This is a genomic window from Streptomyces sp. NPDC051104 (assembly GCF_040682835.1).
Taxonomy (GTDB): Bacteria; Actinomycetota; Actinomycetes; order Streptomycetales; family Streptomycetaceae; genus Streptomyces; species Streptomyces cynarae.
In genome coordinates this window covers 14,306-30,938 of record NZ_JBFBBS010000054.1, presented here as the reverse complement: position 1 = coordinate 30,938, position 16,633 = coordinate 14,306, and the positions used below count along the sequence as shown (strand labels likewise).

15 protein-coding genes, 1 pseudogene and 1 other annotated feature are annotated in these 16,633 nt (G+C 69.1%); of the genes and pseudogenes, 6 read left to right on the top strand and 10 right to left on the bottom strand.

Annotated features, from left to right (window positions below; translation table 11 throughout):
* Positions 1-90: 90 nt before the first annotated feature.
* Positions 91-420, bottom strand: a pseudogene (locus tag AB0N14_RS36140) (helix-turn-helix domain-containing protein); the annotation flags it as partial.
* A gap of 754 nt (positions 421-1,174) precedes the next feature.
* On the bottom strand, positions 1,175-2,791 hold the full coding sequence (locus tag AB0N14_RS36135; RefSeq protein ID WP_366029938.1) for a flavin monoamine oxidase family protein: 1,617 nt from the start codon (positions 2,789-2,791) through the stop codon (positions 1,175-1,177).
* Between the two features lie 132 nt (positions 2,792-2,923).
* On the opposite strand from AB0N14_RS36135, the gene AB0N14_RS36130 reads away from it, so the two are divergent.
* Positions 2,924-3,430 (top strand): reverse transcriptase domain-containing protein, encoded by a 507-nt coding sequence (locus tag AB0N14_RS36130; protein ID WP_366029937.1) that lies wholly within the window; start codon positions 2,924-2,926, stop codon positions 3,428-3,430.
* A 241-nt stretch (positions 3,431-3,671) separates the two neighbouring features.
* Here AB0N14_RS36130 and AB0N14_RS36125 read toward each other — a convergent pair whose 3' ends face one another.
* Together AB0N14_RS36125 and AB0N14_RS36120 are read right to left on the bottom strand one after the other, a co-directional pair.
* Positions 3,672-4,898 carry a hypothetical protein gene (locus AB0N14_RS36125; protein WP_366029936.1) on the bottom strand — a complete coding sequence of 409 codons (1,227 nt, stop codon included), beginning with the start codon at positions 4,896-4,898 and terminating at the stop codon, positions 3,672-3,674.
* A 49-nt stretch (positions 4,899-4,947) separates the two neighbouring features.
* Positions 4,948-5,256 (bottom strand): calcium-binding protein, encoded by a 309-nt coding sequence (locus tag AB0N14_RS36120; protein WP_366029935.1) that lies wholly within the window; start codon positions 5,254-5,256, stop codon positions 4,948-4,950.
* A gap of 172 nt (positions 5,257-5,428) precedes the next feature.
* Between AB0N14_RS36120 and AB0N14_RS36115 the strand changes: the two genes are divergently transcribed.
* Positions 5,429-5,803, top strand: coding sequence for a hypothetical protein (locus tag AB0N14_RS36115; RefSeq protein ID WP_366029934.1), 375 nt, complete (start codon positions 5,429-5,431; stop codon positions 5,801-5,803).
* A gap of 682 nt (positions 5,804-6,485) precedes the next feature.
* Positions 6,486-6,633: a sequence feature (23S ribosomal RNA rRNA prediction is too short), on the top strand.
* Between the two features lie 207 nt (positions 6,634-6,840).
* Here AB0N14_RS36115 and AB0N14_RS36110 read toward each other — a convergent pair.
* Together AB0N14_RS36110 and AB0N14_RS36105 are read right to left on the bottom strand one after the other, a co-directional pair.
* Positions 6,841-7,260: an SDR family NAD(P)-dependent oxidoreductase gene (locus AB0N14_RS36110; RefSeq protein WP_366029933.1), complete on the bottom strand. Its 420-nt coding sequence runs from the start codon at positions 7,258-7,260 to the stop codon at positions 6,841-6,843.
* Between the two features lie 97 nt (positions 7,261-7,357).
* Positions 7,358-8,245, bottom strand: coding sequence for an SDR family NAD(P)-dependent oxidoreductase (locus AB0N14_RS36105; protein WP_366029932.1), 888 nt, complete (start codon positions 8,243-8,245; stop codon positions 7,358-7,360).
* 71 nt (positions 8,246-8,316) lie between these two features.
* Here AB0N14_RS36105 and AB0N14_RS36100 point away from each other — a divergent pair, with 71 nt between their 5' ends.
* Positions 8,317-9,258, top strand: a complete 942-nt coding sequence (locus AB0N14_RS36100) for a LysR family transcriptional regulator (RefSeq protein WP_366029931.1) — start codon at positions 8,317-8,319, stop codon at positions 9,256-9,258.
* A 534-nt stretch (positions 9,259-9,792) separates the two neighbouring features.
* Here the strand turns inward: AB0N14_RS36100 and AB0N14_RS36095 are convergent.
* The 4 genes from AB0N14_RS36095 to AB0N14_RS36080 form a co-directional block, all read right to left on the bottom strand.
* Complete coding sequence (locus AB0N14_RS36095) at positions 9,793-11,046, bottom strand: MFS transporter (protein ID WP_366029930.1); 1,254 nt, start codon at positions 11,044-11,046, stop codon at positions 9,793-9,795.
* Positions 11,043-12,158: a pyridoxal-phosphate dependent enzyme gene (locus AB0N14_RS36090; protein WP_366029929.1), complete on the bottom strand. Its 1,116-nt coding sequence runs from the start codon at positions 12,156-12,158 to the stop codon at positions 11,043-11,045. Before AB0N14_RS36090 ends, AB0N14_RS36095 begins: the two co-directional genes overlap by 4 nt.
* A 118-nt stretch (positions 12,159-12,276) precedes the next feature.
* Positions 12,277-12,693: a hypothetical protein gene (locus AB0N14_RS36085; RefSeq protein ID WP_366029928.1), complete on the bottom strand. Its 417-nt coding sequence runs from the start codon at positions 12,691-12,693 to the stop codon at positions 12,277-12,279.
* Positions 12,694-12,876: 183 nt separating this feature from the next.
* On the bottom strand, positions 12,877-14,130 hold the full coding sequence (locus AB0N14_RS36080) for an aminotransferase class V-fold PLP-dependent enzyme (protein ID WP_366029927.1): 1,254 nt from the start codon (positions 14,128-14,130) through the stop codon (positions 12,877-12,879).
* Between the two features lie 326 nt (positions 14,131-14,456).
* On the opposite strand from AB0N14_RS36080, the gene AB0N14_RS36075 reads away from it, so the two are divergent.
* The 3 genes from AB0N14_RS36075 to AB0N14_RS36065 all read left to right on the top strand — a co-directional run bounded on the left by AB0N14_RS36075 (position 14,457) and on the right by AB0N14_RS36065 (position 16,613).
* The gene (locus AB0N14_RS36075) at positions 14,457-14,648 is read left to right on the top strand and encodes a hypothetical protein (protein WP_366029926.1); all 192 of its coding nucleotides are present in this window, start codon (positions 14,457-14,459) and stop codon (positions 14,646-14,648) included.
* A gap of 58 nt (positions 14,649-14,706) precedes the next feature.
* Positions 14,707-14,829 carry a hypothetical protein gene (locus AB0N14_RS36070; protein ID WP_366029925.1) on the top strand — a complete coding sequence of 41 codons (123 nt, stop codon included), beginning with the start codon at positions 14,707-14,709 and terminating at the stop codon, positions 14,827-14,829.
* A gap of 722 nt (positions 14,830-15,551) precedes the next feature.
* Positions 15,552-16,613: a sodium:calcium antiporter gene (locus AB0N14_RS36065; protein ID WP_366029924.1), complete on the top strand. Its 1,062-nt coding sequence runs from the start codon at positions 15,552-15,554 to the stop codon at positions 16,611-16,613.
* The last annotated feature ends 20 nt before the right edge of the window (positions 16,614-16,633 follow it).

Here is a 16,633-nt window from a genome sequence, read left to right as displayed (position 1 = left end):
GCCTGGATGGAACCAGAAGCCACGGGCCCGGCATTCTCGAACGGCTCGCCTCTGTGCCCGATCTGGCGAACCGTCCTTACCCACGGATTAGGAGACGTGGAACTTCCTCCCGATCAACGTGGCCACCCTCGCGGCGGTCCACACCTGATCCTCCACCCAGCCGTGCGCGGCCGGGCCCTGCTCGAGATACGCGGCCAGTTTCTCCAGGCAGCGCGGGGACAGACGGCATCGCGATCCACTCGGGCCACGGGAGGCCAGCGCCTGCACACCACCGTCCCGCCACAGCTGGTGCCACTGGTAGGCCGACTTCCGGCTCACCCGCAGGCGCCGTGCGACCTCCGGCGGCTTGACCTTCTGCTCGAACAGCTCAGCCGCCTGCATCCGTACCGTCTCCCGGCGCCGTCGTCCCGCAGCAGACAGCCCGCCCCCATCCCCATACCTCACACACCACGGGATACAGCCACCGCTCCGGGCCCATCAGGGACTTCAAGAAAGTTCACCCTGACGAGCCGAAGTCAGTAACGCCTCAGTCCGCAGCACTGAGCGCACCCCGACGACCACCAGGCGGCCGGGCAACCCGCCCGCATGCATCGCCGAAATCCAGCGGCCGCCCGAGCTACGCGGGAGCGCCTTGCGCCGGTACATGGGCGTACTGCCGGGGCCGGTCAGGCGCCGCTCCACAGTCCTTTCAAAGGGCCACGCCCAACCGCGATCACCTCGCTTGACGAAGTGCAGAGAAGCAGTCTCCGGCGCTGCGGCCATCCTCGGTGGCGTGAAGGTCGCGGTCGCGGTGAACGCCGCCCTCGTGCTGCTCGGTGTCGTCACCAGCGCCGTGTTCCTGCGCGGAGCTGCTCCGTCGCGTGCGGCGTAGCGGCGGAGACTCGCACCGTCCGATGACCGGCCGGACCACTTCGGGACGACATTCGCCATGCACCTCGACGACTGCCGGTTGGACGAGACCAGCTGGGAGTCCGGTGGCTCGATGCGGGGACGCACCTCATCCCCTGAATCCTTCGCGATCTCCGCTGCGGATCAAACACTGTGACCGCTCGTCCTCGTGTTCCCCTCGATCAACGCCCCGGGGAGCGGGACATTCCCACTCCCCCGGGGGCCGTCCTGGGGGCCGCCCGAGTGTGACTCGGGCGGGACTGAACCGGTGGGGTCACACGCGGTGTCAGGAGGCGAGCACGCGCGCGTGGAGCTCCGTGACGATCTTGCGTGCCGAGGAGATCGCCCCGTGCTGCCAGGCGTCCAAGTAGCTCAGGTAGTCACCGGCGAAGTACACATTGCCCTGCGCCGTGTTGAGCGGCGCGTACGCCGGCGCGTCGGGGCCTCCGGGCATCGAGTGCCAGGCCCCCTCGAGGTACGGGGCGAGCTTCCACTGATGGGAGAAGGAAGCAGCCAGCTCGGTACGGTACTTGTCGCCGTGGATCATGACGCCCTGCGCGACGGCACGCTCCAGCCGTTCGGCCGGGGTGAGCGCCGAGTACACGTCCGAGTGGGCACCGGTGTTGTAGTAGCCGATGATCAGGCCACGGTCGCCGAGGTGGCCGTAGGACGGGTACCAGATGTGGTCCAGGTCCATGTCGGTCTCGGTGATACCGCCGAAGATCTTGAAGTCCTTCTCCCACCAGCGGCTCTTGTACTCGAGGCCGATCTTGGAGGCGTTGGAGGGCTTCACGGCGAGGAGCGCGGTCTGCACCTCGGTGCCGAGGTTGTGCGGGGTCTTGGCGAGGATGTGCGGTGCCAGGGTGGCGATGCAGTAGTCGGCCTCGACCGCCCGGGTACGGCCGTCCTGGGTGTAGGTGACGACCACACCGTCCGTGGTGTTCTTGATGTCGGTCACGGCCGCGCCGGTGCGGATCTTCTCGTGTCCGATGGCGCGCGCGAATGCCTTGGGTATCTGGTCCATGCCGCCGACCGGCTGGAACATCAGCATCGCCTGGTCGTAACCGAATTCGAAGGAGAAGTAGCGGCCCACGTTGGAGGCGAAGACGTCCGACAGCGACGGAACATCGCCGAGTTCCTCGCCGGGCATGCCGGAGGCGCCGGGGTCGACGGTGAACCCGCGGTGTTCGGTGCCGGTGTACGTGTAGTCGGCGCCGAGGGAGCCGTAGCTCTTGAGGAAGGTGAGCAGCCGCTCCTTGTCGTCGGCCGTCAACTCGCCGTCGAGAGCACCGGCGTTGGTCGCCTTGGAGAGCAGCTCGGAGACGTAGCCGTACACGTCGGCCTTCGCGGTCCGGTACTGGACCGGCTTCGTCATGCCCTTGCCCGGGTTGTAGATGAGCGCGCTGGCATTGGTGTTGGTGAAGACCTCGATCGGTACGCCGAGTTCGCGGCAGTAGTCGAGGGTGACCATCCACTGGGCGAGGCGGGCCGGCCCCGCGTTCATGTACTGGCCCTTGCTGAAGCGGGCCGTCTGGCTGACGCCGTTGATGTCCGTGAGGCTGTCGCCGCCGCGGATGCTGAGGTTTCGGCCACCGACGCGGTCCCGAGCCTCGAGGATCGTACAGTCGTAGCCGGCCTTCCCCAGCTCGTAAGCGGAGGTGAGACCCGCGATGCCGCCTCCGATGACGACCACTCTGGCGGGCTTGCCGCCGCGTCCCTGAAGGGTGAAGTCGCTGCGGCGCGGCGCCTGGAAGGGCGCCTCCTTCTCCGCCGCGTAGGCGGCCGTGGGCGCGAGGCCGAGGGCCCCCATGGTGGCGAACATGGCTCCGGCGCCACCGGCGACACCGACGCGGCGCAGGAACGCTCGGCGACTCGTTCCCGGCCCGACCTGAGGCTGTGCCATGACTGGGCTCCCCTTTCGATCTTGAATGAAGACCGGGGAAGCCTCCCAATGACCGGTTACGGCCCATGGGTTATTGATGTAACCCACACGTTTCTACAAGCTCGCGCCCCGAAGGGACGCGGGGCTGTATCGATGTGCGGCTCCGTCGCGTGGGCACGAGCAACCACAACCAAGGCAGCTGCCGGACGTCCGAACTGGCGAATCGTCCGCTACGCGGACGACTTCGTCGTCCTGACCGACGGCAAACGCGATGACGTCGAAGCGCTACGCGAGGACATCGCCGACGTGCTGCAACCGCTCGGTCTTCGTCACTCCGAGGCGAAGACGCAGGTGGTGCACGTGTCGGGCGGGTTCGACTTCTTGGGGACCCGCGCACGCTTGCGCCTGCGGCCAGGTCACCCACACGACGCGGAAAAGCCCGCGCCGGGTGCGGCGTCGACCGACGGTGGCCTGAAGGTCTTCCCGGGACTGCACCGCCGCCTCGTCGCGGAGGGCGTCGGCAACCACGAGACGCCGGTGACGGTCGCACCGGAGTCCGTGCTGTGGACCGCGAACGGAGCACCCGTCGAGAGCGGCATGCTCACGGCCCCGGCCCCGCCCGGCGCATCGCACCATCAGGGGCGATGCGCCTGTGCGTGACAAGCAGACGCAGGTGCAGGTCTGCGTCCTCGGCACGGTCAGCAGCGTGCAGATGTCGTCCCAAGGCCCGGCGATCGCCGACGCGACGCCCGCACGATCACCTGGTGACGCGAACCACAGCCAGGGTCCCGGGCCGGCTCGGGAGCCCCGCACCGGCAGCCGTCTCATGGACCGGCCCGCCCCCGGAAGACCGGCAGCGCCTCTTGCCTCATCCTCTGCACCGACCGGTGTTGCGCCGCAGTCACGGCCGTGTGAACGGTGACTGTCGACGGCCGGCGGCCAGCGCACTGAGGCGGTCGCCGATGACGGAGACAGCAGGCCGGGGCTCGTTCGCGTAGTACCAGGGCTTGCGTCGGCGCAGCAGCGCCTCGCCGTGCTCGCTCCAGGTGAATCCGGGCTTGCGCAGCGCCTTTCGGAACACCGCGTCGACGGTCTCCGGGTGGGCGGCAGCCAGCCGGCGAAACGGCAGCGGCCCGATCGACTCCTCGCGCAGGTATGTGCGCAGCAGGTCCTGGTACTGCCTGCGGCCCCCGAGTGCCGGGTCCCCGAAGAGGTCCTGGAGCATTCCGTAGTCCGCGTAGAAGTTGAGCCCGTCGACCTGGTCGTAGATGACACCGATGGTGTCCGAGCCCGCCAGTTCCGTCGGCAACTCGAAGAAGGGCAGGTCCAGGCCGGGCAGGCGCCTGCCTCGGGCGCGGTCTGGCTGTCGGGCGACGGCGGGCTCTTGGCGGTGGCGGTAGTAGGCGTTGAGGAGGTCCTCGGCTTCGGCAGGCGGAAGCGCCAGTTCGTCGCCGCCGCAGAACTGGACGAACGCGGCCCGGTCCTCCCGCATCGCCTGCCACCCCTGCTCGATCTTCTGGGGGTTGCGGAAGACCAGTTCGGGTCGGCTGGTGGCCAGTTGGAGAGCGGCCTGGGCGATCTCGGTCGCGCTCGACTTGGGGTAGCTCGACATCACCCCGGACACCAGCCACGCCCCGTCGGCCGAGTGAACCGGTACCAGACAGGTGTGAAGGAAGTCCCCGTTGGACACTCCTCGGAACGCCGCCCGCCCGACATTCGAGTACGTGCGGTACTCCAGGTCGTCGACCAGGTTCAGCAGAACGACGGCATCCGTTTCCATGCGCTGGATCTCGAAGATGCCCTCGACCGGGTCGCGCCAGCCGAGCAGCATCTCCTGGTCGACCGCGGTCAAGTCCTTCCGCCCGGCGACGAACCGGTCCACCACGGTCGAACCGTCCGGCAGGCGGTACCGCAGGATGAAGTGGTCGACGATCCGGATCGCCTCGCCCTCGTCCAGCTGCCGCTCAGGCCCTGCGGCCTCCAGCAGGAGGGGCGTCAACCACCGGTCGAAGCGGGAACTCTGCCCGAAGGCGACCAGTTGCTCCTTCAACTCGGCACTGCGCTCGATGAGGTCGCTCAGCGACCGTTCGCCGACTTCCTGGTGCGTGCCCTGTTCGGCATCAGCCATGTTCAGCCCTTCCACAAACCGGTTCCAGCGTACGTACGAGGTGCCCGGCTCAACCGGCCCGTTGACGGTAGGCCATCCACTGCGCGCCCTCGGGCACCGGGCTGGGCAAAGGCAGATCCAGAATTCCGATCGATTGCCCCATGCCGCCGCGAGAGCACAGGGCGACGATCCTTCCGTCCGGCGTGAGGTCGACGCCGCCCACGGTCACCTCGACACCGAGAACCACGGTGGTGAAGGGCAGGTCGAGATGCTCCTCAAGCAGGGTGAACAGACCGGTCAGCTGCTCGTCCTCGTTGTAGGCGTCGACAGTCGCCTCTTCGATCATGGTCTCGAGCTCGGCCGTGTCCAATGCGCTCATGGGGCAACACTAACGACCTCCGGAGTGACGCCGGGCGGCGATGACATCGCTGATGGCACAACTTGTTCAACCTTGCTGCCGACACTCGCCGTTGCCGTCGGCCCGGGCATCATCGCCGTATGACGGGTGGGGTGGATGTGCGGGCGGCGGCGGGCGAGTTCGACCGGGGCTCGTGACGGAGGACGAGGACCTGAACTCCGACGGCACCTTCACCACGTTCGGCACGATCGCGACCGGAGAAGTCTCCGTGATGGACGTGTCGTTCGACGCCGGAACCCAGCGCATCATCGCCAGCTGCGACAACACCTGCGGCGAGACGCACACCTTCATGAAGATCAACGCCAGCGGCGCGATCGTTCCGGACGTCACCTACACGAACCCGGCCGTCATGCCGACCGACAACCTGGAGGGGTTCGCGATCGCGCCGACGTCGACCTGCGTCAACGGCTTCCGCGACGCGGTCTGGAGCGACGACGGCATCTACGGCTTCGGCTCCGGAAGCTCCTCCTACGGACACGCCATCTACAGCGGCACCTTCCCCTGCTGATCCCGCCGACCGCAGGAGACGGCTCACGCACGGGGCCGCCTCCAAGGTGAGGCGCCCAAGCGGTACGCAGCGATGAAGCTCCTGCCAGACGGGGTGACGACCAGGAACACCCGCTGATTACCAGGAGCTTTGCCGTGTCTGTCCCCGGTGCCGCGTTGGATCCACCAAGTCCGGCCCTGCGGCTGCTCTCGCAACCGTGCGGCGCCACGGAACCCGGCAGCCAGGCCAGGCGGCCCGGTTGCGGGGCGGCCGGGGCCCGTCGACACGGCGGGACCGGGACGTGGGCACCGCGGAGCTTCGCACCGGCCTGGCTGGTGCGGGTATTCGCCACAGCCTCGGCGACGGCCCTCGGAGGAGGAGAAGGAGACCAAGTCCGAAGTCCTTGGGGGTCGCCACGGCCACCTTCGCCATCGACACCCCTGCCCCTGAGGCGACTACGACACGCCCCTCAACGCGCGGGGCAGCCAAGCGATCGGTCCTGCTCGCGTACGTCTCCGGGCCAGGCGAGAACTACTACTACGGCCGGCGCACCGACCAGACCGTCGGGAAAACCGAGGTACTGGCCCGGACGATCCGCAGCCGCATCTCATGCGACGTTCACAGTAGGGACGAAAGTCGGGACTAGTGATCCGGCGGTGGCTTGTGGAAGCGCCGTCGCTCAACGGATAAAAGGTACACCGGGGATAACAGGCTGATCTTCCCCAAGAGTCCATATCGACGGGATGGTTTGGCACCTCGATGTCGGCTCGTCGCATCCTGGGGCTGGAGTCGGTCCCGTCCGGGTCGACGGCGTACCGGGCGACGCCATGCAGGGTGCCAGAGCGGCGCTCGACGACCTCGGTCTCGTTGCAGTCGACGAAGTAGCGGCCACCGACGCCTTCGAGGAGGGGCGAGGAGGACGGAGGTCGCCGCGCCCTGTTCGACAGTTTTGATCAGGTGGGCGGGGACCCTGCCGCTGCCGCGACCACCGGTGTGCCGTTGCAGATTCGAGTTGACGTCGTCCCACACGATGGGTGACCGCTGATGGCCGGTGGAACTCACCATGACGACGCGCGCGTTGCCGTCGGCGGCCAGCGCGTCGTGCAGTCCTGTGGTGAGGCGAAGTGGCCCAGGTGGTTGGTGACGAACTGCCATTCCCATGCCTGTTCGGTGTACTGCTCGGGGCAGGCCATGACGCCCGCGTTGTTCACCAGGACGTGCAGCGGGCCCCGCCAGGCGGCGGTGAAAGCGGTGACGGACGCGGAATCGGCCAGGTCAAGGTGTGCGACATGTACCTCGTGATTGCCGGTCGATGCGGTGATGTCCTTGGCGACGCGCTCGCCCGCCGCCATGTCCCGGACAGATAGGGTGACTGCCGCACCCGTGGCGGCCAGGGCCCGGGCCGTCTCGGACCCGAGGCCGGAGGAGGCGCCGGTGACCACCGCACGACGGCCGGTGAGATCGACGCCTTGCGCCACCTCGGCAGCCGTGCTGGAGAAACCGAAGAGGCTGGTGATGGGACTCGTGAGCGAACTCCTTGCTGTGTCTTCAGGTGTGCGCGACGGCTCCGCGCGTTCAGGGTGTGAGCAGGCGGTCCTGCTCCACCGGGGGTGTGCCGTCGTACCAGTCCAGGGCCTTGCCGAAGCGGACGAGTTCGCCGTAGAGGGCGGGGTCGATCCGCTCGGCGAAGATCACGTCGAGCACGGCTTCGGCGGCCTGGGCCGGCGGCTGGGCCATGCTGTAGTCACTGAACCAGGGACGCGAGGTGGCGGTGTCGACCATGCCGGGGCACACGGCCGCGATCAGAGTGCCGGTGGCAAGGTCACGGTCGCGGCGTTCGGCGGCGACCGCGCGGACGGCGGCGACCTGAGCCACCTTGGAGGGCACGTTCATCCAGACTGGCCAGCCGGCCTCCTGCGCCGTCCCGTTGTGGAGGGCGGCGCGCCACGACTCGACGGCGTACTCGACTTGGTCCAGGCTCGCGCCGTCGAACAGGTGATGCAGCCGGACGTCGAGGTGGCCGAGAGTGCCCAGACTGCTGGCCACGACGAGCAGCCGGCCGCCCGGGCGCAGGACCGGGGCGAAGGAGCGCAGGATCACATGGGTGGCGGTGTTGGAGACGTCGATGAACTCATCCGCCCGCTCGGCCTGTGACTCCTCGGGCAGCACACGGGCAACCGCATTGGAGAGGACGATGTCGACCCCCCCGAACCGGGTCCGCACATCCTCGGCGAGGCAGGCGATGGCGTGGGCGTCGGTGACGTCCAGAACCTGGCCCTCGACGCGGGCACGCGTGCCAGGCAACTGGCTGACCTCGCAGGCGGCGTCTGCCACCCGCTGGTGGTCGCGGCCGGTGAGCAGGACAAGGTCGTCCGGACACATCCGTGCCGCCAGTCCTTCGACGAGGGCGCGGCCGAGTCCCTGGTTGGCGCCCGTGACGAGGGCGATGCGCGAAGACTTCATACAGGCCACGCTAGGAACGCCAGTTCCATGAGTCCAACGAAAGTTGGGCACATCTGGTATGCGTAAACGTCATGGACTTCACGGACGTGTCGCTCACCGCCCTGCGTGTCTTCCGCGCCGTGGCCGAGCAGGGAACCTTCACCGCGGCCGCCGCCTCGCTGGGCTACACCCAGTCGGCGGTCTCCCGTCAGATCGCCGCGATCGAACGGGCGGCAGGTACCGAGCTGCTGGAACGTCGGCGCGAGGGAGTACGACTCACCGCAGCCGGCCGCCTCGTCATGCGCCGCGCGACGACCGTGCTCGACGAAATCGAAGCCACCGCCCGCGAGCTGTCCGGCCTGCCCGGACAAGCCGGGACGGTCCGCCTGGGATGGTTCCCCAGCGCCGGAGCCGTCCTGCTGCCCCGAGCCCTGACCGCGCTCCGCCGGACGGACCCCGGCCTGCACGTCGTCGGCCGGGAGGGCAGCACCCCGGCGCTGGTGCGCGCCCTGCGGGCCGGCAGCCTCGACCTGGCCCTGCTCGCCTCCGCACCGCCGTTCCGGCCGCCGGACACCGAGACGCCCCCGCTCGCCCTGCAAACCCTCACCGAACGGGCCCTTTGCCTCGCGATGCCCGCCACCCACCCGCTGGCCCGCGGCGACTTCGTCGACGTGGCCGACCTGCGCGGGCAACGCTGGATCGCAGGCTCCACCTCCGGCGAGGACCGGTTGATGGGCGTATGGCCAGGCCTGGACGAGCGGCCCGAAATCGCCCACACCGCACGTGACTGGCTGGCCAAGCTCCACTTCGTCGCGGCCGGCTTCGGACTGACCACCGTGCCCGCCGGCCTCGCCCCGGCGGCACCACCGGGCGTACGCATCCTCCCCGTCCGCGGCGGACCCCAAGAACAGCGCCGACTGCTCCTGGCCCGTCTCCCCCACCCGCCCACGGAGTCCGTCACCCGCGTGGCAGCCGCCCTCCGCGCAGCAGCCCGCGACGCCGACACACCCGCTCCCTCCTCGCCACCGCCGTGACGACTGGACCGGCACCGCTCGTAGAGGCGACGCCAGCTTGGCGAGGCGGTTTCGGACGGCGGCGACCCGGCTGGCGACAGGACAGATCACCCCGTAGGGCGTCAGCCCGACGTAGACCGGAACGCCCATGGCGAAGGCAGGTGTGCCATTTGACATATCGACTCAGTCCCTGAGCGAGGAGCCCCACCCGGACTGGGAGCCAGACTTCGACTGAGATGCGCGGTGGCACGCCCCCAGCCGCGCGGCGTGACATCGCGATCGCGGCATCGTTGAACGCCGTGAACTCCATACCGGTGGCCCCGGAGATCTCATGCAGATCCCCGGGGCTTTCGCGTCTTCGGGTCCCTGTCGCCCTGAGCGTGCTCCGCTCATCCCATGGGGAAAAGGAGTGGTCTCCGTCGTCGGCAAACAGCTTCTGCACAAGACCCTTCGCGGTCGTCAGGCGGCGGACCAGCCGGTTGATCGGGTCCCGTTCGTCCCCGTGCGGGCGGGGGTGGGCCGAACTCTCCCGGGCCCGGCCCCTGGGGTGTCACCTCACCCCGGCACGGGCACCGGCTTCGGTGCCAGATGCCCTCCGCGATGCAGTCGCGCGACGAGCCCCGCACAAGCGAGGCCGGTGGCGGCCAGCGCAATCCACGGCAGCCACCGGATCCCGGTGTCGAACAGGGCGCCCACAGCCAGGTTGCCCAGCGAAATCGCGATGCCGGAGGCGGTGTTGTAGGCACCGTAGTACGTCGCGACGAGCCGGTCTCCGGACAGCCGTACGACGGTGTCCATCTCGAAGGGGTAGAGCAGGGCCCCGCCCCAGGCCAGCAGGGCGGCGCACAGGACGAGGGCGAGCACGCCGGTGGTGAGGCCGACGCCTCCTGGGTACGGTCCGGGAAGCAGCGGCACGAACGCCACGCCCATCACCATCAGGCCGTAGGCGATGGCCTCGGGCCCGGCCAGCGTCCGCTTCGCCCATGCGGTCAGCTTCAGCTGACCGGACAGCGCAGCCAGCGCGGAGACGGCGAAGACCGCGCCGGTAACCAGCCCGGTCCGTTCGCCGAAGAGGTCACGGGCTCTCAGCGGCAGGGCGAGGTAGACCTGGAAGGCCAGGACGTAGGAGCCGGTCATCGCAGCGGTGAAGAGCAGGAAGGGCCGATTGGCGACGATGGTGCGCCAGTCGGCGGCCACCACACGCCAGGCCGGCTCGGCTCCCCGGTCGGCTTTGGCGCGTGCGGGCAGCGCACGGGCCTGGAGCACGGCCAGGACGCCGAAGATGAGCGCCGCAACCGTACAGACCGCGCGGAAGTCCCAGGCCAGCAGGGCGAGCCCGGCGAGGGGGCCGATGAGGATGCCCGCCTGGTAGAAGACGTTGAAGGCGGCGAAGGCTTCCACGCGCCGCTCTTCGCCCGCGTCCGCGGCGAGGTAGGCGCGGACGGCCGGATTGAACAGCGCCCCTGCCAGCCCTGTCAGCGCTGAGGCGCCGATCAGGGCGGGCAGTGAACCGGCCACCGCCAGCAGCCCGAAGGCCGCCGTGCGGAGCACGCAACCGGTCATGATCATGGGCTTGTAGCCGTAGCGGTCGGCAAGGGTGCCACCGATGAGAAACATGCCCTGCTGGGAGAGGTTGCGTACGCCGAGCACCAGGCCCACCGCCCAGGCGGCGAGCCCGAGTCCGTGGGCGAGGTGGTCGGCCAGGTAGGGCATGAGCATGTAGAAGCCGAGGTTGATGGCGAACTGGTTGGCCATCAGCAGCCGCGCCGGCCGGTCGAAGGAGGCCACCTGGGCGCGCAGGCCCCTCATCGGACACCTGCCTTCGCCATTTCGCGGCCCAGCGGGTCACGGACCTGGTCGCACCGGGTCCAACGGGTGACCACGCGCGCGTCCGGCTCGGCGATCTCTTCGGGTTCCTCGGGCGGTTCCTGGTTGAGGAGGTGGTGCTCGCGGCACCAGGCGTCGTTGTAGACGGTCTCGAGGTAGCGGTGCGGGCCGTCGGGGAAGATGGCGGCGATCCGGGTGCCGACGGGGAACATGCGTGTGGCCCATCCGGCGACGAGCGCGACCGCGCCGACGCTCCAACCGCCGGACGCGTAGTGGCGCCGGGCCAGTTGGCGGCAGGCCCATACCGCCTCGGCCGGTCCGACCCAGTGGACCTCGGTGAAGGCACCGTAGTCGACGTTCTCGGGGTGGATGCTGGAGCCCAGTCCTCGCATGAGCCGGGGGGCGGCGGGTTGTCCGAAGATCGTCGAGCCGACCGCGTCCACTCCGATCAGCCTCAGTTCGGGAAGGGACTCACGCAGTCCGGCCGTGACACCGGCCGAGTGGCCGCCCGTGCCCACCGCCGCCACCAGGACGTCGATACGGCCGAGCTGGGCGAGGAGTTCCGCGGCGAGCGGCCGGTAGGCGGCCACGTTGTCGGGGTTGTGGTACTGGTCCGGGCAGTATGCGCCCGGGGTACGCGTCAGCCATTCGGCCACGCGCTCGCGGCGGGCCTCCTGCCAGCCGCCCTCCGGATGCGGGGCGGATACCTGGTCGACGCGTGCGCCGAGAGCGGTGAGGAGGCGGATCATGGAGGGTTCCATGCCCGGGTCTGTGACGACGGTGACCGGGTGGCCGTAGGTCAGCCCGGCCAGGGCGAGCCCCAGGCCGAGGGTTCCGCTGGAGGACTCCACGATCGGCGCGCCCGGTGCGAGGTCTGCGCGTCTGCGGGCTTCGGCGACCATGTGCAGGCCGGGGCGGTCCTTGATGCCGCCGGGGTTGGTGGCTTCCAGCTTGGCGTAGAAGCCCCGGCCGGGCGGGGCGAAGGGGTCGTCGATCCACAGGACGGGGGTGTTGCCCACCAGGTGGGCGGGTCGGCGGGCGATCACAGGCAGCGGGGCGTGTGCCCCGAGGGGTTCGAGCAGAGAGAGGTGCATGGGCGTACGGCTCCTTCGCACCAGGCCCGTGCGGGGGGGTGCGGTCGTGACGGATCAGGGGCGCGCGGGCACGCCTCGGTCACGCAGTGCGCGCGAGGTCCAGGCGTGCGGGCGGCGCCTACTGACGCCAGACGCAATGGAGCGCGAGGGTGCTACGGCCGTCCGGTAGGGAGACGTCAGATGGGCGGGGCCGGGCGGCATGAGCGGCCCCCGCCTCCGCCGCCGTTGACGGTGCGGAGCTCAGATCATCATGGCCAGGCGCGATGGACGTGCCGTCGCCGACGTCCCGCGGACGGTCGGCCGCGTGGTCGATGTGGCCATCGGCCTTGTGCTCGTGCCCGGGATCCGGGTGGGGTCCGTGACCGGTATGCACCTGCACCTCATCGATGGTCAGGTGCGACCCGGCGAACGTCGAAGCATGCACGGTCCCCGCCAGATGGGCGGTGACCAGCAGGGCGAGGCCCAGGAACAGGCCGACGCGCACCGAAACACGCACCCGCCTCGACATCCAGCCTCGCAATCCGATCACATGCACAGCGTATTCGGATGGACACTCTCCGTCGTGTTGGCGCCCCGCTGCGCGAGCGTAGCCTTCGCTCCGTCCGCGGACGCAGCTGACCACGCCGCCGCGCAGCGGCCCTGAGCTGTGGGCTGATATGCCGGTTCCGCCAAGCGCGACGCCGACGCTTGGCGGGGGACGAGTTGCGTCGTGGGCTGATCAGGAAGTGTTCGCGCGGAACCGCGTGGCGACGTCATGCAGAGCTTCGGCCAGGGCGTCGACGTGGTGGGAAAGGGTGAAGAGTGCCGGAGTGACGCGTACGCAGTCGCCCCCGACCGGTCCGCCGCGTTGGACGGTGAAGATGCGGTGGCGTTCGAGCAGGTATTTCGCGATGGCGGCGTTCTCGGATTCGGAGGTGCGTCCTGTCACGCGGAACGAGGTGATGGCGCCAGACATCGCAGGATCGTCGGGGGTGAGGATCTCCAGGTTGTCGATGTGCCTCACCTGGTGGACCCAGCGGTCGCGGAGGTAACGCAGCCGGGCTTGTTTGACGGCGCTGCCGCCCAGTGCGCGGTGGAAGTCCAGCGCCGCGGGCACGGACAGGATGGGAGCGACATCGGTGGTGCCGGGCTGGACACGGGAGCGGATGTCGACGGCGGGATTGGTCTCGTCGTCGTAGGCGCGGTCGATATCGGCGAGGCGGCTGCGGCGGATGTAGAGAAAGCCGGTGCCGAGCGGCGCGTTCATCCACTTGTGGAGGGAGAAGCCCGCGAAGTCCGCCCCGAGGCCGGGGATGGTGAAATCGAGTTGCCCCCAGGAGTGAGCTGCGTCCACGATCGCGTCCACGCCCTTGTCGCGCGCCAGTTGGGCGAGGTCGCGGATGGGGAGTACGAGGCCGGTCCGGTTGTTCAGGTGCGTGAGCAGCAGCAGCCTGACCCGCGGGTGGGCCCTGAGAGCCTTGGCGTAGGTGTCGAGAACGGCCTGCCGGGTGGCTGGTTCGGGAATCGTGATGCGTACGATTTCCACGCCGCGCCGTTTGTGCAGCCAGTTCATGGCGTACTGCATGCTGTGGTAGTCGAGGTCCGCGTACATCACGGCGTCGCCGGGGCGGAGCCGGTTGTACCCGCCGATCAGATTGTGCAGCGCCTCTGTGCCGTTGCGGGTGAGTGCGATCTCTTCTTTTGCCACGCCGGCGAGGGCCGCGATCCGGGCCCGGATGGCGTCGGCCTCCGCCTTGTAGGTGGTGCGCAGCAGGTAGGAGTTCGCCTGGTTGAGGCGGTCGACGTTGTGGTGGTAGGCGCGGAGGACCGGCTCGGGCATGATCCCGTAGTAACCGTTCTCCAGGTTGGTGAACGTCTCGCTGACGCGGTATTGCCGGGCACACCTGCGCCAGAACGACTCGTCGCGCGCGAGCCCCTCGGGGTCGGAGCCAGCGGGCGCCGACGGAGGCAGCGGGGTTTCGTGTGCCGTCAATGGGACAGCCAGGGCAGAGCCGACTCCGGCGACGATGTGGCGTCTGGACAGCACCATGAGACTCTCCGAAGCGATAGGGGCTGGTGCCGGCGACCAGGGGGCCGGACGTGCGCGCGGCCCACGCGTCACCGGTGCACTGGGTACGGCCACGACGAGTACTGCACCTTCACTCGGGCCGCGCACCAAACACCCTATAGAAACTCCGAGTAGTCAATCCATTACCCACGAGGCCGTGACACCACCCACGACAGCCCACTAACCGCCGACAGCAGGGCAAGCCGCCCAGTGACGGTGCTGCCTATGGCGGCCAGCAGGCCAGCGCTGACGTGGTAGTCGGAGAGGACACCACGCTTGTCATCAACGGGCGGTGGCACGCTGGCGTCACCTTCAGCGACAGGCTGTGCTCACCCGCCTGGCTGGCCGATCCGGACAACTGCGTCCCGGTGCACGCTGTCAACCGGCCGGGCAGCACGGCCGGCGAATCCGTCTGGACCGTTCTCAGCGAGCTGATCACCTAAGGGCAGCAGCGGGCGCGAGCTGATCACCGAAGGGCAGCAGCGGGCAGCAGCACCATCGATGGACGACGACCCCGTGCTCCGGGCACAGATCGCCGACGAACGAGTCGAAGCTGCCCTGCTCGCCACGCAGTTCCCCACCAGGGCGAGCTGCCCGCCGATCAGCGGGGCCGTGCCCCGCTGATCGGCGCCTGCCGTACATCCCCCTGGCAGCACAGGAACAACCAAGCCCCCCAGCTCGGCCCCTGCGGCGGGCCCACTCTGGACGGGACAGCAGACACGGCCTCAGGGTCCGGCGCAGAGGCCGCATCGGCAAGGGATGTTCTCGCAAGTCGGCCCGGTGTGCATCCTGCCTGCGCTGCGGGCGACACCCCTGCATCCTCTGGCAAAGTCCTCGCGCCATCGCCCCGCCTGGGCCGCAGCGTCATCAGGTACCTCAGCCGTTTCCGCTGGTCCATGGCCGCTGCGGCAGCCGCCATCGGCCTACTGGCAGTCTGATCACGGAGGTCCTGCTGCCCACCAGGACGGCCGCCGTGATCGCCCTGGTCTGGAAGCGCTCACCCTCAGGATTTCCAGTTCCTCGCGGAGCGCGGGGACGAGGAGAAAGCGGGCGGTGTCGTCCGAGGTCGAGGGCAGGCCGGCATGCGGACACCGGGCTGACGGCGCCGGCGGGCGCGTGTATTCTGCGCCTGCGAAGGGGAGTAGCCCCGCAATACCGGTCGTCGACATACTGGAGCCCATCACTGGGTTCCCGGTGGCCGGGCCCGCACCTTGGTGCGGGTGGGCGAGACCTTCGGCCCTTTGTCGACGACGTATGCGTGTCGGCGGGGTCGAAGCTGCCGCCCGTTCCCCTCGCGCGGTTGTCCTCGAAGCCCCCGCTGGTGCGGGAAGGCTGAACGAGACCCCGTGGTTCATTTCGTATTGCTGATCGTCAGCGCGGTGGCGATCTATCTGTCCTGTGAGTGGTTCGTCAACGCCGTGGAGTGGCTGGGCGAGCGCCTGAACGTGGGGAAGATGGCGGTCGGCACGATCCTGGCCGCGTTCGGGACCGCACTGCCGGAGTCCGTGGTCACTCTCGTCGCGGTCACCACCGGCGCCACCAGCGAGGCCAAGAACATCGGTGTAGGCGCCGCGATGGGCGGACCGCTCGCCCTGGCCACCGTCGCCTACGGCGTGACCGGTGCGATGCTGCTGCTCACGCGCCGCAGGCAGCGCGCCGCAGTCCTCGCCGAGACCGGTATGCCGCCCGGCAACCCGGACACCTACCCTGACGCCGAGGATGCGGTGGGCAGCGCCGCGGACACCAAGCGGCTGGCCAAGGACCAGAAGTGGTTCCTACCGATCTTCCTCGTCAAGGTGGCGCTCGGCCTGGTCGCCTTTGCCTTCAAGCCCACACTCGGCCTGCTGTTCTTCGCCGCCTACGCCGTGTACTTCTGGCGGGAGATCCGCGGCGGCCAGGACGAGGACGGCGAGGAGGAGGAGCTGGAGCCGCTGAAGTTCCAGCCCAAGGCCGCCTCCCCCGCCACCTGGGCCGTGGTCGCCCAGACCCTGGCCACCCTGGCGGTGATCTTCTTCGCCTCGCAGCTGTTCGTGAAGCAGCTGGATGCCATCGGTCCGATGATCGGCCTGTCCGCCTCGGTGACCGCGCTGCTGCTGTCCCCGATCGCCACGGAACTGCCCGAGATCATGAACGCGGTGATCTGGGTCCGGCAGGGCAAGACGAAGCTGGCGTTGGCGAACATCTCCGGCGCGATGATGATCCAGGCCACCGTCCCCTCCGGCCTCGGCCTTCTGTTCACCAGCTGGCACTTCGACAACGCTCTGCTGTGGTCGGGCCTGATCACCATGGCGGCGATCGTCTACCTGCTGCTGACCATGCGCGCGCACAAGCTCACTCCCGCACGCCTGGCGGTCGCGGCCGGCTTCTACGTGCTCTTCGCCCTCGGCCTGATTCCCATCCTCAGCTGACCGACTCACCGTGCCGCGCC

Bases quoted from the DNA above. Each gene is read 5' to 3' on its own strand.
- AB0N14_RS36100 (WP_366029931.1), top strand. From the start codon at position 8,317: ATGGACTTCACGGACGTGTCGCTCACCGCCCTGCGTGTCTTCCGCGCC.
- AB0N14_RS36095 (WP_366029930.1), bottom strand. From the start codon at position 11,046: ATGAGGGGCCTGCGCGCCCAGGTGGCCTCCTTCGACCGGCCGGCGCGG.
- AB0N14_RS36120 (WP_366029935.1), bottom strand. From the start codon at position 5,256: ATGAGCGCATTGGACACGGCCGAGCTCGAGACCATGATCGAAGAGGCG.
- AB0N14_RS36135 (WP_366029938.1), bottom strand. From the start codon at position 2,791: ATGGCACAGCCTCAGGTCGGGCCGGGAACGAGTCGCCGAGCGTTCCTG.
- AB0N14_RS36125 (WP_366029936.1), bottom strand. From the start codon at position 4,898: ATGGCTGATGCCGAACAGGGCACGCACCAGGAAGTCGGCGAACGGTCG.
- AB0N14_RS36090 (WP_366029929.1), bottom strand. From the start codon at position 12,158: ATGCACCTCTCTCTGCTCGAACCCCTCGGGGCACACGCCCCGCTGCCT.
- AB0N14_RS36130 (WP_366029937.1), top strand. From the start codon at position 2,924: ATGTGCGGCTCCGTCGCGTGGGCACGAGCAACCACAACCAAGGCAGCT.
- AB0N14_RS36105 (WP_366029932.1), bottom strand. From the start codon at position 8,245: ATGAAGTCTTCGCGCATCGCCCTCGTCACGGGCGCCAACCAGGGACTC.
- AB0N14_RS36070 (WP_366029925.1), top strand. From the start codon at position 14,707: ATGGACGACGACCCCGTGCTCCGGGCACAGATCGCCGACGAACGAGTC.